This is a genomic window from Flavobacterium shii, assembly GCF_025847235.1.
Classification (GTDB): domain Bacteria; phylum Bacteroidota; class Bacteroidia; order Flavobacteriales; family Flavobacteriaceae; genus Flavobacterium; species Flavobacterium shii.
In genome coordinates, this window is record NZ_JAOZEW010000025.1 from 12,575 (window position 1) to 29,652 (window position 17,078).

General features: G+C 34.0%; 7 protein-coding genes. All 7 read left to right on the forward strand.

What is annotated here, in order from left to right; all coding sequences use genetic code 11:
* Positions 1 to 908 precede the first annotated feature (908 nt).
* Complete coding sequence (locus tag OIU83_RS19820; protein WP_264208000.1) at positions 909 to 4,013, forward strand: SusC/RagA family TonB-linked outer membrane protein; 3,105 nt, start codon at positions 909 to 911, stop codon at positions 4,011 to 4,013.
* Positions 4,014 to 4,050: 37 nt separating this feature from the next.
* Entirely contained in the window at positions 4,051 to 5,562 is a 1,512-nt protein-coding gene (locus OIU83_RS19825; RefSeq protein WP_264208001.1) for a RagB/SusD family nutrient uptake outer membrane protein, read from the forward strand.
* A 97-nt stretch (positions 5,563 to 5,659) separates the two neighbouring features.
* On the forward strand, positions 5,660 to 7,072 hold the full coding sequence (locus OIU83_RS19830) for an aryl-sulfate sulfotransferase (RefSeq protein ID WP_264208002.1): 1,413 nt from the start codon (positions 5,660 to 5,662) through the stop codon (positions 7,070 to 7,072).
* Positions 7,073 to 7,144: 72 nt separating this feature from the next.
* Entirely contained in the window at positions 7,145 to 8,134 is a 990-nt protein-coding gene (locus OIU83_RS19835; protein WP_264208003.1) for a c-type cytochrome, read from the forward strand.
* Positions 8,135 to 8,175: 41 nt separating this feature from the next.
* Positions 8,176 to 11,190: a glycoside hydrolase domain-containing protein gene (locus tag OIU83_RS19840; RefSeq protein ID WP_264208004.1), complete on the forward strand. Its 3,015-nt coding sequence runs from the start codon at positions 8,176 to 8,178 to the stop codon at positions 11,188 to 11,190.
* 195 nt (positions 11,191 to 11,385) lie between these two features.
* Positions 11,386 to 14,481 (forward strand): DUF5107 domain-containing protein, encoded by a 3,096-nt coding sequence (locus OIU83_RS19845; protein WP_264208005.1) that lies wholly within the window; start codon positions 11,386 to 11,388, stop codon positions 14,479 to 14,481.
* Positions 14,482 to 14,552: 71 nt separating this feature from the next.
* Positions 14,553 to 16,733 carry a M1 family metallopeptidase gene (locus OIU83_RS19850; protein WP_264208006.1) on the forward strand — a complete coding sequence of 727 codons (2,181 nt, stop codon included), beginning with the start codon at positions 14,553 to 14,555 and terminating at the stop codon, positions 16,731 to 16,733.
* The last annotated feature ends 345 nt before the right edge of the window (positions 16,734 to 17,078 follow it).

The window sequence follows — 17,078 nt, forward strand, 5'->3', positions numbered from 1 at the left end:
TCGAACACACTTTATTTATAAATTCAAAAATTAAAATAAAGAAATCACTAATATTATTACGTTAGCAATTTTAAAATAAATAAGATGAATTAAAGAAACTGTTCAAATAGAAAAAATTCAAACCTAATTATATGCAACCAACATTATGTGTGTTTTTTGCAAGTTTCTGAATCAGACATTCTCTTTTTTCGATATTCCATAAATTGAATTTTATTACTTATCTCCTCCTAAATTTATTCTTATTTTATAATCCATTTTTTAGCTTACTTAATAACTTACCTAGATAATTTTAACAAAAAATTATAACAGGAAATTTCAACAAATCTTACTTCAAAATTATGCGATTAGTTAGAGGTAATTAACAGCATCAAATTCTATCTGTTTTTTAACACGAAAAACCACAGCACAAACATATATAACCGAGCAACCAAAATTAAACTTACTTTATATCTTAATCCAAAAAGGTAAGCATTTCTCATACTTCAAGCATTAATACTACATTTTAATCAAAACTTAAAACAAAACAAACCGTAATTTTTTTAGTAAAAAGACAAACATTTAAGATTAAAAAAACATTTTTAACAACAATTAATGTGCTCGAGAACATTAATTATATGTGTTCGAGCACATTTTTTACATTTTTACTTGTTTAATAAAATTTAAATCAATAGTTTCGTTTTGTTTTAAAGAATCAAACTCTTTTCTGTTAAAAAATTAATATTTAATAAACAGGAAAAATAATACGGTTTAGGGCTAAAAAAACCAAGTCCTTGCTGTTTTTTATTAGTTAATGCATAGAAATTATTATTCCATTTTAAGGTAATCCCGCCTTAAATGATCACAATAAAATTGAATACCTGTTTTGCATAAAAAATCAAATTAATAACCAAAAAAACCATTTAAAGAGTATGAAACGATTAAACCAAAAAAAACCAAGGGATTTTCAGATTAACAGGCTGTCGTCCCATAAAGAAATTAAACTAACGCTTCTTTCGTTATTAGTTTTTACATTTCAAGCTTCGGCAGCTTCATCAATAAATACATCACATAAAAACAACATTACATTGTTTTTTGAAAAAACTGTAAAAGGTAAAGTAACCGACCAAAACGGTCTTCCTTTGGCTGGTGTAAATATCATCGTAAAAGGCACCTCAACTGGTGTACAAACCGATACCGATGGAAATTTTGCAATTACTGTAGCCGATAACGCTACTAAACTTATTGCAACTTATATTGGTATGGAAGATCAAGAAATAACAATAACGAACGCTCCTCTAAAAATTGTCCTTAAAGAAGTAGGTCAAAAATTAGACGAAGTGGTTGTAGGGTATGGAAAAGCAAGGAAAAAAGATATTACCGGCTCTGTTAGTTCTGTTACTAAAGATAACCTGAATTTGGGTGGTACGGTTTCGAATGTTGGTCAAGCCCTACAGGGACGCGCAGCTGGAATTCAAGTACAACAAAATAGTTTTGCGCCAGGAAGCACACCATCAATTGTTATTCGAGGAGGAAACTCCCTTAATACTTCCAATGAGCCTTTGTATGTCGTAGATGGATTTATTACTAGTACTGGTGGATCGATAAGTCCTAACGATATTGAAAGTATTCAGATTCTAAAAGATGCTTCTTCTACCGCTATTTACGGCGCCCGAGGAGGAAATGGAGTAATATTAATTACTACTAAAAAAGGAAAATTAGGAAAAATGCAAGTTGAAGCTGAAGTTTCTGATGGTTTCCAGAGTATAATCAAAGAGCCTTCTTTATTGACTGGGCAACAATATGCTAATATTCAGAATGCAATTGCGAAAGAAAACGGCAGATCTCCTGTATTTCCGGCAAGTTTTCCGATAGCCAATACAAATTGGTTTGATGCAGCAACTCGCCAGGGAGAAGTACTTAACAGAACGATTACTTTTAGCGGAAGCGATAAAACATCTAAATTTTTTCTTTCGGGAAATTACTTAAAACAAACTGGGGCATTAAAAAATACCGATTTTGAAAGATTCACTGTTAGAATGGGCGGTGAAAAAAGATTTAATGAAAAATTAAATATGGGCACCAATGTTTATGGTGCTATGAGCGAAGGAAACAATAGTGATTTTGGAGACAATATTTTATCTCCTCTGTTTTCCATCCAAACTGCAATTCCATCTATCCCGATATATAATGCTGATGGATCGTATTATAAATACTTAGGAAGAGACAATGCATTGGCGCTATTGCTAGAACCTACCGACCACATTATTAACAGAATGGTCAACGGAAGTATGTTTCTGGATTACGAAATCATTAAAAACCTAACCTATCATTTTGGGTCTGGAGCCGAGTGGCAGGAAAACATTGAAGGAAGATATACGCCTAGCACACTCGCTGCAGGAGCCGCTCTTAAAGGACTTGGTTCTGAGGAAAACAAAACCTATTTCAGGTGGAGTACGGAGCAATACTTAACCTATAAGTTTGCCGTAAGAGAACATGCTGTAACAGCAATGATAGGAACTTCAAATCAAAAAGATACATTTGAACGATTAAAAGCAGTAGGTTCTGGTTTTTCCAATGACTTATTAACGTATTACAACCTTCAAGGTGCAGCCGTATATTCAAAACCGGAAACAGAAAAAAGAGAAACCAAGCTTACTTCATATTTTGGTAGGTTGAACTATTCTTTTGATGATAAATATTTAGCTTCATTTACCATAAGAAGAGATGGTTCGTCTCGTTTTGGTCCAAACAATAAATTCGGAATATTCCCTTCTGGAGCTGTTGCATGGAAACTTTCGAATGAATCATTTATACAAAAATTAAATACTTTTTCTGAGCTAAAATTAAGAGCCAGTTATGGTATTACAGGAAATGATGGTATTGGAGATTATGCCTATATGAGCAGACTTACATCTTATGGAGTGACTATAGCTCCCGGTCAATTTGTTGGAGGAACTGAACCTGCCAGTTTAGCAAATCCAGATTTAAAATGGGAAGAAACAGCGCAAACCAATTTAGGTTTGGATATGGGTTTTCTTGACGGAAGAATCAGTGCAACTATTGATGTATATAAAAAATCGACTAAAAATGTGCTTTTAAATGTTCCTGTTGGAAGATGGTGGGGTTTTGGTACACAAAGAGTTAATTCGGGAGTTGTAGAAAATAAAGGAATTGAATTTGGTTTAACCACCGAAAATATTAAAACGGATAAATTTTATTGGAGATCTTCTTTAAACCTTGCATACAATAAACAAAAAGTAGTTTCACTTTCTGATAATGTTACAATCATAAGCACTAACACCTCCAACCCAAGTGGTACTGTTTCGGCTCAGGAATTTACACGATTAGTACCTGGACAAGAAATGAGTGTTTTATATGGTTATCAATACGCTGGAGTAATAAAAACAGGTGAAGTTTATGCAGCTCAACCCTTGTCTCAACCCGGAGATCCAAAATATGTTGATGTAAATGGAGATGGAAAAATTACTCCGGATGACAGAACGTATTTGGGAAATTCAACACCACATTATCTTGCAGGATTTAACAACGATTTTAAATACGGAAATTTTGATCTGAATATTTTCTTCCAAGGAGCATTTGATTATTCACTATACAATATGACTGCTATGGTAGGAGAATCATCTACAAGTACTGATGCTTTAAACCGTTGGGTTGCGGGTTCTAATGAAAATACAGATATCCCGAGAGATGGATATTACAAAAGTAAATACGGTAGTTATGTAAATTCAAAATTTGTTGAAGAGGCTTCTTACATTCGTTTAAAAAACATTTCCATTGGATATACTATCCCAGAGAGCGCATTAAAACAAGCTAAATTTATTGATAGTATTCGATTGTATCTGATTGGTCAGAATCTTGCCACTTTTACAAAATATTCTGGAAATGATCCTGAAGTAAATGCGCACATCAATCCTGATAATCCCACGGCACAAAACATGGGTGGCGGAGTTGACTTTAACTCATTTCCAGCTTCAAGGACTTTTATTTTAGGTTTAAAAGTTACAATTCATTAGTCTAAGAAGCTTTTTTACTAACATTAAATTTATCAAAATGAAAAAATATACAATCCTATTTCTTTTACTTACCGCTGGAGCACAATTTTCGTGTAATCAAGATCTTGAGCCCACCGTATATAGTAATCTAACCAATACCAACGGATATCAAACAAAGTCGGATGCTGTGGCAGCTATAAATTCAGTTTATGCCAGACTAAAAGGTCCTACCGTAGGCGATAACTTTTCGTACTGGGCAACGAGACACTTCGCATTAACAGATATTGCTACAGATTTAGGTCATTGCCAATTTGGTGGTGATCCGGGACAATTATCGTTAGGAACCTGGAGTTCTACCAATGGATTACTTCAGGAAGATTGGAATTCCATGTACAAATTGATTGCCAATGCTAATACTGCTATTTTTGGTATTACATCTATAGCTGCAATTTCGGATACAGAAAAAGCGCAGTTTATAGCCGAAGCCCGATTTTTAAGAGCTTCTGCCTATATGGATTTAACCGATGCCTGGGGACCAGTAATTTTAATTACCGAGAAAGATTTGGCAAAACCTGATTATTTAGTGCAAACACCTCCAACCTCTGTTGAAGATATGGATGCTTTTATAATTAAAGAGCTTAATGATGTTGCCAATATACTCCCTGTTAACTATAAAAATAATGCCATTTATGACACTGATGATGTAGGTCGTGCAACCAAAGGTGCTGCACTTACCCTATTGGCAAAACTATATTTACGTAGCCATGATTGGCAAAAAGTTGCGGATCTTACCCAACAAGTAATGAGTCTAAACGAATACAGTCTTTTCCCAACTTATATGGGATTATTTAAAGAAAATAATAAATGGTGTAATGAAAACATTTTCTCATCACTTAGTGATGCTAATACTAATGGAACAGAATTGCTAAATCATTTTGGACCAACGGATCATCCTGTTCTTAAAAACAGATGGCAGTATTATACCGTAAACTGGGATTTCTATAACACTTTTGGAGATGAAGATGACAGAAAGAAATGTTTCTTTCCCGAATTTATGGGTACAGATGGTTTGCTACATAAACAAGCGCCATCACTGGGTGCAGAACCACCTGCTGGGGAACTTTATATGCCCGATGTATGTACCCGAAAATACGCAGATGATGAAACTACAACGTATTATGATGGTCATAGTGTAAACATATTGCGTTATGCCGATGTGTTGCTAAGCCGAGCAGAAGCTTTGAACGAAATAAGTGGTCCAACTAGTGAAGCTATAGATCTTATTAATCAGGTAAAAAGAAGATCGCATGCCAAACAACTGGTTATATCCGATTATAATCAAGCAACTTTAAGAGATGCTATTTTACAAGAAAGAGGATGGGAACTTTTCTTTGAAGGAAAACGTCGTCAGGATTTAATACGAATGAATAAATACGATGTTCTTGTAAATGCATACCACCTAAGAGTTGGCGAAGCTGCACAAATCAAAATGCCGCAAAACAAATATTATACATACCCTCAAAGTCAGGTTGATCTTAACCCTAAGTTAAGCAATGCCGATAGACAATAAAGGAATCCAATCGGGAATAGGCAGTTAAAATGGCTGTCTATTCTTGATTTTTTATACAAAAAAAGTACATTTCTGTTTCATAAAAGAAGCCTTTCAGATGATCACAAAATTAATAGTAAAAAGGAGTTTTATTTTGGCACTACTTGCATTAGTAAGTTGTTCCAAAAATCAGGGCAATGTTATCCAAAATATCAATATTGGAACTCATGGCAACAACGAATTGAAGATTCAAATCGTTGTTACTACTAGTGAAGATGTTCAGGTATTTGCTGAATATTGGTCGGATAAAAATGGAATAAAAAACAAAATAACGTCTCCGATTTCAAAAACTGGTCTCACCCATTCTTTGGTTCTTTGCAATATAATTCCCGAAACTAATTATAGTTATCAATTGGTTACCACAAAAGGAGAATCTAAAAACATAAGCAAAATATACACATTCAAGTCTAGAAAACTACCTGAATGGTTGCAAAACCAGTTTAAAGCAAATTGCCCAAAACCAGAACTTTTGCCAGAAAATTTCAAAAAAGGTTATATGCTTTTAGCAAAAAGAGAAACACCAGGAATCGCTTACATTGTAGATTACAAAGGGAATTTAAGATGGTATCATACCGTTGCAGGAACAGGATTTAAAGTTACTCATTTTACCAAAGATCAATCTATCATTGCTATTCTTGGTAAAAATAATGAACCTACAAGCTACGGAAGTGAGATTCTGGAAATCAATTTACAAGGCGATACCTTAACACACATTAAAAAAGGGCAAGGAGATTTTAAACAAGTCATTCATCATGAAATCATAAAAAAATCGGCAAATGAAATAGTTACACTATTTGTTGATGAAAGAATAACAGATTTAAGCTCTATAGGAGGAAAAAAGAAAGATACCATCAACGGAGACGGAATTATCATTATGGATAAAAAAGGAAAACAACTCTGGAAATGGAGTGTTTTTGACAACTTGGATCCAATGAAAGATAAAGCATTACTAAAAACTAAAAAAGACTGGATGCATGCCAATAGTCTTAATTATGATAAAGATGGTAATTTCCTCATCTCTTTTTATAACAACGGTCAAATTTGGAAAATTGATGCCAAAACCGGAAAAGTAATCTGGAAATTAGGGAAAGGCGGAACTTTATTCATGTCTCAAGACAGCAAATTTTCGCAAGCACACGCAGCACACATAAACCAAGAAGGAAGTTTGATGTTTTTTGATAATGGTGTAGACAAAAAACAATCGTCGGTTTTTGCATTGAAAGTAAATGAGAAAAATAATACTGTAAAACTGGATTTTCAAGTAAAATTACCAACGGATATTTATAACGACCGAATGGGAAGCGCTTATATGATTGATGCAGCTACCATATTGTGTTGTTGTTCAAAAAGACATATAACGGTTCTTACTAATAAAAAAGGAGTATTACTTTGGGCTTTAGAGTCCGAAATTCCTCCTTATCGTGTAGAGTTTATTCCAGAAGAAAAATTAAAACCATTTCTCCTTAATTAAAAAAAACATTGATTTTCCTTGAAATAAATACCTAACAGGTTTTAAAAACCTGTTAGAATAAAAATTTTAAACATGAAAAAAATAATTCTTATTGGTATATTTTCACTATTGCCAATTGTTGTTTTCAATTCTTGTAATACTTCAACTTCACAAACATTAGCGGTAAAAACTGCCGATGAGGATTCGTATATTACTATAGACACCTCCAAAATTCCAAATGACAAGTTTGGTGAATCGGTGCGTTATGGAAAAGAATTGATGCTAAAAACAGCCTATTATATTGGTCCAAATGGTATTAATGGAAAATATTTGGGGAACAAGATGAATTGTACCAATTGCCATCAAAATGCGGGTACCAAACCGTTTTCCCTTAACTTAATGTCTTCTCATGATAACTATCCGCAATATCGCGGACGAGAAAATAAAGTGCTCACACTAGCAGAACGCATTAATAATTGCATCATGCGACCTCATTCAGGGAAACCACTTCCGCTTGACGGAAAAGAAATGGTTGCTTTTTTATCTTATTTTAAATGGATTAGCACATTTGTTCCTAAAGACGGACAATTTAAAGGTGCTAAAAATATGGAGATATCTTTTCCAGATGTAGCCGCTAGTTCCGAAAGAGGAAAAACTTTATTTACCGAAAATTGTGCCCGTTGTCACGGAAATAATGGCGAAGGACTGTACAATACCGATAAATCGGGTTACACCTATCCTCCGCTTTGGGGGAAATATGCCTATCAACCAGGTTCAAGCATGCATCGAATTATTAAACAAGCCCAATGGTTAAAAGGTAATATGCCTTATGATAAGGTTGCTATTGGAAAACCTCATCTTACCGATGCACAAGCGCTTGATATTGCTGCTTATGTAAATGATGATGCTATTCATACCAGACCAAACCCGAAAACATTTGATTACCCTAATGAAATGAGTAAACCTATTGATTATGCACATGGACCTTTTGGTGATACTTTTTCTGAGGAACAACACAAATATGGTCCATATAAACCTATTATTGCTTACTGGAAAAAAAATAATCTGAAAGCCGTTTACTAACTTTATAAATACGCATACTTTTTAACTTGAACATACAAAAAATGAAACAACACCTAAAAAACAGACAAATTTTGAGCAGAATATTGATTATGTGTCTTTGCATTTTCAGCATGCCAATGACTGCACAACAAATAAAATACACCGATGGCAATGACAGTTGGAATCCTGATTTATTAGGAAATCACCGTGCTGTAGTTGAATTTACCGGTAAAAATAATGTTGCAAAAACTACCATCGAATGGCGCAGAAGAGATGAAAAACCAGAATTAAAAAGAATCATTGTTCAAGATGCAAAAACTGGCAAGGAAATTTCGAATGTAAAAACCGATGCTATCACTAGAGAAAGCGGAACTATATTCTTTGAGCCTGTTTCGGGTAAAGGAACATATTACGTTTACTACATGCCATACATCGATGAAGGTGATGCCAATTATCTTAAAGGACTTTATGCAAAACCCGAGAATAAAGCAGATGCTCAATGGGTATCGAAAATCAAAACTAATTTGGCTGATAATTGTACGCTAACAGAAATTCAAAGTATAAATGCATTCAATAGTTTTTATCCAATGGATGTAATTGCAACTGCTGCTGAAACTACAGCTATCATTGCTAAAAATAGCGGTAGTTCATTTCTGGTTTTCCCAGAAGACAGAATTTATTCTATCCGAATGAAAAATGATTTACCACAAAGATGGATTCAAAAAGGGGTTCAAAATACTTTTTCGGATACGGCATTAAAAGGAGAATATTTAGCATTCCAATTAGGTGTTTATGCTACACAGGATTTAAATAATGTGAAGGTTACATTTTCGGATTTAAAAAATAGCAATGGAGATATCATTGCTGCAAAAAACATTAGCTGTATCAATACCGATGGGGTAAGATATGATGGGTCTGTTTTTGCTAATACAGTTTCTGTTCCAAAAGGAAAAGTGCAGGCAATGTGGTGCGGAATCGACATTCCTCAAACTGCTGTTGCAGGAACTTATACAGGAAAAGCTACCGTTATTGCCGATGGAAAATCAAAGGAAATTACACTTCAAATAAAAGTAACCAATGAAGTTACTAAAAATGGAGGAATTGATAGCCCAGAGAAAATGACGCGTTTAAAATGGTTAAACTCAACTCTGGCACAAGAAAACACAGTAATTGCACCTTACATTCCACTAGAAGTAAAAGGTTCGGAAATATCTTTATTGGGCAGAAAATTGGTGTTAGCCACAAATGGTTTTCCAGCCCAGATTCAAACTTTTTTCACGCCCGAAATGACATCTATTGGCACAAAAGCTAATAATGTCCTTTCTTCTCCAGTAGAATTTCATTTTGTGGATGCTGCAGGAAAAGAATCTCTAAAATGGAAAAATGCAGGAATTAAATTCTTGAAAAAAGAAGCCGGAACAGTTTCTTGGGAAAGTACTTCGACATCTCAATCACTTCAAATGGATGTAACCGGAGCTTTGGAATTTGATGGGTTTTTATCTTATACCGTTAAAATTACAGCTCTGGAAGATGCTACTTTTAATGATATTAATATTCATTTGCCTTTCGAGCCATCATCTGCAAAATACATGATGGGATTAGGTCAAAAAGGTGGTGATCGTCCAGCAACTTTCGATTGGAAATGGGATGTAGCACATAAAAATCAAGATGGTGCATGGATTGGAAGTGTGAATTCCGGATTGCAATTTTCTTTGAGAGATGAAAAATACAGCCGCCCGTTAAACACCAATTTCTATTTACAAAAACCATTATTATTACCTACTTCATGGGGTAACGAAAATAAAGGTGGAATCACGATAACGCCAAATCAAAAAACTGTTTTGTTAAATGCATATAGTGGAACTCGCAGCATGAAAAAAGGGGATGTTCTATATTACAACTTTAATTTATTGATTACTCCTTTCCACACAATTGACACTGATTTTCAATGGGCAACTAAATTTTACCATAAATACAGTAGCATTGACTCTATTGTAAAAACTGGTGCAACAGTAATTAATATACATCATGCAAATGCAATAAATCCATATATCAATTATCCTTTTATCGAATTTAAAAAGATGAAAAGTTATATCGATGAAGCACATGAAAAAGGATTGAAAGTAAAAATTTATAATACCGTAAGAGAGGTTTCGAATAAAGCCTATGAAACTTTTGCATTAAAAAGTCTTGGTCATGAAATTTACTCTCCAGGAAAAGGAGGCGGATTCTCTTGGTTACAAGAACATGTAGGCGACGATTATATTCCTGCATGGTTTGTTCCCGGAATTAAAGATGCTGCAATCGTAAATAGTGGTATGAACCGTTGGCATAATTATTATGTAGAAGGAATGAATTGGTTGACTCAGAATGTAGGTATTGATGGCGTTTATCTTGATGATGTGGCATTTGACAGAATCACAATGAAACGTATCAAAAGAGTACTTACCAAAGATGGTCACCCAGGAATTATCGATTTACATAGTGCAAATCAATATAATAAAAGCGATGGTTTTAACAATAGCGCTAACTTATATATGGAGCACTTTCCGTACATCAATAAACTATGGTTTGGAGAATATTTTGACTACGAAAAAAACAATCCTGACTTTTTCTTAACAGAAGTAAGCGGAATCCCTTTTGGATTAATGGGAGAAATGCTGCAAGATGGAGGGAATGCCTGGAGAGGAATGGTTTATGGAATGACCTGCAGAATGCCTTGGAGCGGAAATGCCGACCCAAGACCTATCTGGAAATTATGGGATGATTTTGGTATTAAAGGTTCTGAAATGATTGGATATTGGAGTGAAAACTGTCCAGTAAAAACATCCAATGATAAAGTATTGGCAACGGTTTATAAAAAGAACGGTTCTGCATTAATTTCTATTGCGAGCTGGGCAGATGCTGATGTAAAAGTAAAATTACTTATCGATTGGAAAAAACTGGGAATCGATCCTGCTAAAGCTACCATTACAGCTCCTGAGGTTGCTAATTTTCAGCCTGCTCAAAGCTTTACAGCAAATGATGAAATACCTGTGACAAAAGGAAAAGGATGGTTGCTTATTGTTAAGCAATAAGTTCCCATCTCAGTACCGATATCAGTTTTCACTAGGCGTTTTTCTTTGCGAAAGGAACACGGATCAAATGGATTTTTTAAAACAATAGATAGAAAATCCGTTTGATCCGTGTTTTCGCCTTAGCGAATCCGTTTAATCCGCGTTCCTTTATAGGCAATTTAATTAACTACCATAACCACAATAAATAGCTCCATTATGAAACTTAGACTATCGTTATCAATTTTGCTTTTTGGAAGCCTGTTTGTCAACGCACAAAATAAACCAACTATAAAGGAATACAAAAAAGTATTTACCACCTATCCTTTCTCAGATCCGGATCCTATTCCTAAACCAGATACAAAAATTTATCCGTACTACCGTTTTGATGGTTTTACCGATAAACCGATACAAAAAGAATGGAAAGTCATCGAGCTTGAAAACGATTATATCAAATTAATGATTCTGCCAGAAGTGGGTGGAAAGGTTTGGTCTGCAATAGAAAAATCAACAGGAAAAGACTTTGTCTATAACAATCACGTCATTAAGTTTCGAGATATTGCCATGCGTGGTCCATGGACAAGCGGTGGTGTCGAGGGCAATTATGGTATTATTGGTCATACTCCTAATTGTGCTACTCCTGTTGATTATACCACCATAACCAGAGCAGACGGAAGTGTAAGTTGTATCATTGGAGTTTTGGATTTACTAACGCGTACTTCTTGGAAATTAGACATCAATTTACCAAAAGACAAAGCCTATTTTACGACCAATTCTTTTTGGTTTAATTCAACCGAGTTTGAGCAACCTTATTATACCTGGATGAATACAGGAATTAAGGCAGCTGGAAATTTGCAGTTTATATATCCGGGTAAAAACTATATTGGGCATAATGGCGAAAACCATCCTTGGCCTATTGATAAAGAGAATGGTAAAGATTTATCGTTTTACAAAAACAACAATTTTGGCGGTTACAAATCCTACCATGTCTTTGGTAAATATGATGATTTCTTTGGCGGATACTGGCATGACGAAGATTTTGGAATGGGAAGATATGGCAATTATGATGATAAACCTGGTAAAAAAATATGGATTTGGGGACTATCCCAACAAGGAATGATTTGGGAAAAATTATTAACCGATACCGATGGTCAATATGTAGAAGTGCAAAGCGGTAGATTGTTTAACCAAGCGAGTGAAAACAGTATCTACACACCCTTTAAACAACGTTCTTTTGCTCCTTATCAAACAGATTCCTGGACAGAATATTGGTTTCCTGTAAAACAAACAAAAGGTTTTGTAAAAGCAAATAATTACGGAGCCGTAAATGTAAAAAATGAGAATGGCTGGTTGAAAATCTATTTTTCTCCACTTCAGAAATTAAACGAAAAATTAGAAGTTTTTGATAATGATAAAAAAGTCTATTCTAAAAATATCTCCGTTAATACTCTGGAAATATTCAAAGATTCGATTCAAGTTACTGTTAATGAAAATAAACTAAGGCTAACCATTGGAGACAATAAACTAGTTTGGAATTCGGCACACGAAGATGGAAACCTAAGCCGTCCGATGGAAATGCCTAAAGATTTTGATAACAATTCGGTTTACGGATTATACCTGCAAGGAAAAAACTATATCGCTTTTAAAGATTATATAAAAGCATCCGAATACCTAACAGCCTGTTTGAAAAAAGATCCTAACTATGCTCCTGCTCTATCCGACTTGACATCATTACAAATTAGAAAATTACAATATAAAGAAGCAGTTGTCACAGCAAGCAAAGCTTTGGCAATAAATACTTATGACCCTGCAGCAAATTATTACTATGGACTTGCCAATTTACATTTAGGGAATAGCATCGATGCAAAAGATGGATTTGATATTGCGGCTTCAAGCGTTGAATATCGCAGCCCTGCTTATACGGCATTGAGTACTATTTATTTCTCCGAAAACGATCAAATAAAAGCTATCGAATATGCCGAAAAAAGTTTGCTAAACAATCAATATAATTTAGAAAGTTTACAATTGCTGGCAGTACTCTATCGCTTGCAAAACAATGTAGACAAAGCAACCGAAATTTTAAATACGATTAATACCATTGATCCTCTTAATCATTTTCTTGGTTTTGAAAAATTCCTTTGGGAAAATTTGGAATCATCAAAACTGTATTTCACATCGCATATACAAAACGAAATGCCAGAACAAACTTATTTAGAATTAGGAATATGGTATCAGCAATTGGGACGTAAAGACGAAGCATTAAAAGTCTTTTCTCTTGCTGTTCCAAATGCTGAAATTATATATTGGATGGCATTCTTACAAAACAAACCTGTTGATTTAAGCAAGATTCAACCTGGAATTAGTTTCCCTTTCCGTGGAGAAACTGCCGTTATTCTGGAAAAATTAATAACTACAAACGAGCAATGGCAATTAAAATATCATCTGGCTTTAATCGAATGGAACCGTGATAATATTTATAAAGCAAAAGAATTATTCACACAATGTGGTTCTAGACCAAATGACCCTGCCTTTTATGCTGCCAAAGCTTCATTGTTCAAAGATGATTCTCAGTTGGTGATTGCAAGTCTGCAACAAGCTATTAAATTAGATAATCAAGGATGGAGATATCACAAACTACTGGCAGAACATTATATCGTGCAAAAACAATATGACAAAGCATTAGCCATTGCTGAACCATTCTATAAAAAACATAAAGAAAATTACTTAATGGGGATGTTATATGCCAAGACACTATTACTTAATAAAAAATATGTCGCAGCAGATGCTTTCTTAACCAAGCTAGAAATTCTTCCATTTGAAGGAGCTACAGCAGGAAGACAATTGTATCATGAGGCAAAACTCATGCAGGCTTTGGCAGAAATGAAAAATAAGCAATATAAAAAAGCTTTACAGTTTATTGCTGATGCAAAGTTATGGCCAGAAAATCTGGGCGTAGGAAAACCGTATGATGAAGACATTGACGAAAGACTTGAAAATTGGTTGGATTATCAATGTTATACAAGTCTGGGAAATAACGAAACAGCGATGAAATCTTTGCAAAAAATCATTACTTTTAATCCTAAAATTGATAATACGGTTATGAATTTCTTACCGGCAAATCAACTCGTTTCGGCTTGGGCTATTGAGAAAACATCTTCTGCAAAAAAAGCCGAAGAATGGTTGCGAAACCAAGCTAATTTATATCCAACAAATAAAATTGTTCAGTGGTGTTTACAAGTTTACACAAAAAAACAAGGGAATAATTTAACCGAAGATGAAAAAGACGGCGAGGTTCGAATTATAGAAAAACTCTAAAGATATAAGCATGGAACGACAGCATAATTAACTGTAATTCTAATCTAAATAATCATTCAAAATCAAACAAAATGAATACACTTTTTTTAAAATGTACCCTTATTAGCATTGTCTTATTGGCATGCCAAAAAACTGGCGCACAAACCATTGACCAAAGTAAAGACGAATTATCTACTTATAGAGTTACGCCACTAAAAGTTAATGACTTAGTACACACCAAATTGGAAGTGTCTTTTGATTATGGTAAGCGTTATTTATACGGAAAAGAATGGCTTACTTTAAAACCTCACTTTTACGAAACCGATTCACTTACACTAGATGCTAAAGGAATGGATTTTAAAGAAATTGCTATAATTAGTGGTAAGACAAAGACCCCTCTAAAATACAGATATGACAAAGAGCAGCTTTTTATTACTTTAAATAAAAAATATAAGAGTACAGAAAACTATACAATTTTCATTGATTATACAGCAAAGCCAGATCAGCTAAAAGCAAAAGGAAGTAATGCAATTACAGATGCAAAAGGATTATATTTTATAAATCCCGATGGCAAAGATGATAAACCAATTCAGATTTGGACACAAGGCGAGACAGAAGCATCATCAGCTTGGTTTCCTACTATAGATAAACCAAATCAGAAAACAACTTCTGAAATTGCAATGACGGTTGAAGCAAAATATACAACCTTATCAAATGGAAAATTAACTTCACAAAAAGCCAACAAAAACGGAACCAGAACTGATATCTGGAAAATGGATTTGCCAAATTCTCCTTATCTTTTTATGATGGCAGTAGGCGATTTTAAAATATACAAAGACTCTTATAACGGAAAAGAAGTTAGTTATTATCTGGAACCAAAGTTTGCACCGTATGCTAAACAAATTTTTGGAAAAACTCCCGATATGATGAACTTTTACAGCAAGATGCTAGGCGTAGAATATCCTTGGGTTAAATATGCTCAAGTTGTTGCCAGAGATTATGTTTCGGGTGCGATGGAAAATACATCAGCAACTTTGCATGGCGAATATGTTCAAAGAACAGAAAGAGAGTTACTTGACGAAAATCAAGAAAGTACAATTGCTCACGAACTTTTTCACCAATGGTTTGGAGATTATGTAACAGCCGAATCCTGGTCGAACTTATCAATGAACGAATCATTTGCCACTCTTGGTGAAGTACTTTGGCATGGACATGACGCCGGACAAGACGGTGAAGACAGATCTCGCTATGAAAAATTGCAAAACTGTTTACGTTCTTCCAAAAATGGAATAAGTCCACCTTTGGCCCGCTTTTATTATAAGAACAAAGAAGATATGTTTGACAATATCACTTACTCAAAAGGTTCTATAATATTATATGCAATAAAAAATCAAATGGGAGATGCCGCATTTTATAAATCATTAAATCGTTATTTAACAGCCAATGCTTTTAAATCTGGAGAAAGTCATCAATTGCGTTTGGCAATGGAAGAAGTGACTGGGAAAGATTGGAGTCCTTATTTTAACCAATGGTATTACCAAGGAGGAAATCCCATTTTAAATATTGAATATGGTTATACCAACGGGAAAGCTACAATTGCTGTAAACCAAGTACAGGATGCTTCTGTACAAACCTTTAATTTACCCTTAAAAGTAGATTTTTATGTAAATGGAACCAAAATAAGAAAGGATATTTTAATTGACAAAAGAGAACAAAATTTTAGTTTTGATGTTCCTGCTCAGCCAACTTTTGTAGATCTTGATCCGGATAAAATTTTAGTTGGTCAGATCATTGATAACAAAAAAATAGCCGATTATTTGTATCAATATAAAAATGCCCCATCGTATTACAACAGAATTGAAGCTATAAAATTTGCTGCAAAAGATAAAAGTCATGATGCCCAACTTATACTATTGGCAGGTTTAGAAGATCAGCAAGATGATTTGAGAATCCTTAGCATTAAAGAGATTGATTTAAGCGATACCAAAACAAAAGAAGCTGCATTAAAAAGCTTACTCAACATTGCCAAAAATGATAAAAAAACAGCTAGTAGAGCAGCTGCAATTATAAAACTAGCATCTACTGGAGATCCTGTTTATAAAGACTTAATGAACGAAAGCATTAAAAATCAATCTTATAATGTAATTGCTGCTGGTATAATCGGATTAACGAAATTTTCTCCCGATGAAGCCAATAAAGCCCTAACAACATTGGACGAAGACACTACCAAACATATTACACCGTTGATGAAAAAACTGAACAACCAAAAATAAAGAATCATAACCATATCCTGTACTATAAAGTAACGCGTTGGGTGTAATTTATGAATTACACCCAACGCGCTTAATTAATTTTTGGAATTTTAGAACCAAATACAAAAGCATAAATTATTCTTAACCTACATCTGTTTTCTATTTTAACTATTTGTACCACCTAAAATATGGTTAAAAATAAAGAAGAAATGCAATAAAATTATTAAGATAATTAAGCTAATTGAAATAAGAATAGCTAATTTTATATTTTATAAAGCTTTTAAGAACAGTTAAGAAATTAACCATCGATACCATTCGTTACAGAACTAAACACTTCATTATAAATTTAAAAAGACTTTTATTTTG

Bases quoted from the DNA above. Each gene is read 5' to 3' on its own strand.
- OIU83_RS19820 (WP_264208000.1), top strand. From the start codon at position 909: ATGAAACGATTAAACCAAAAAAAACCAAGGGATTTTCAGATTAACAGG.
- OIU83_RS19825 (WP_264208001.1), top strand. From the start codon at position 4,051: ATGAAAAAATATACAATCCTATTTCTTTTACTTACCGCTGGAGCACAA.
- OIU83_RS19830 (WP_264208002.1), top strand. From the start codon at position 5,660: ATGATCACAAAATTAATAGTAAAAAGGAGTTTTATTTTGGCACTACTT.
- OIU83_RS19835 (WP_264208003.1), top strand. From the start codon at position 7,145: ATGAAAAAAATAATTCTTATTGGTATATTTTCACTATTGCCAATTGTT.
- OIU83_RS19840 (WP_264208004.1), top strand. From the start codon at position 8,176: ATGAAACAACACCTAAAAAACAGACAAATTTTGAGCAGAATATTGATT.
- OIU83_RS19845 (WP_264208005.1), top strand. From the start codon at position 11,386: ATGAAACTTAGACTATCGTTATCAATTTTGCTTTTTGGAAGCCTGTTT.
- OIU83_RS19850 (WP_264208006.1), top strand. From the start codon at position 14,553: ATGAATACACTTTTTTTAAAATGTACCCTTATTAGCATTGTCTTATTG.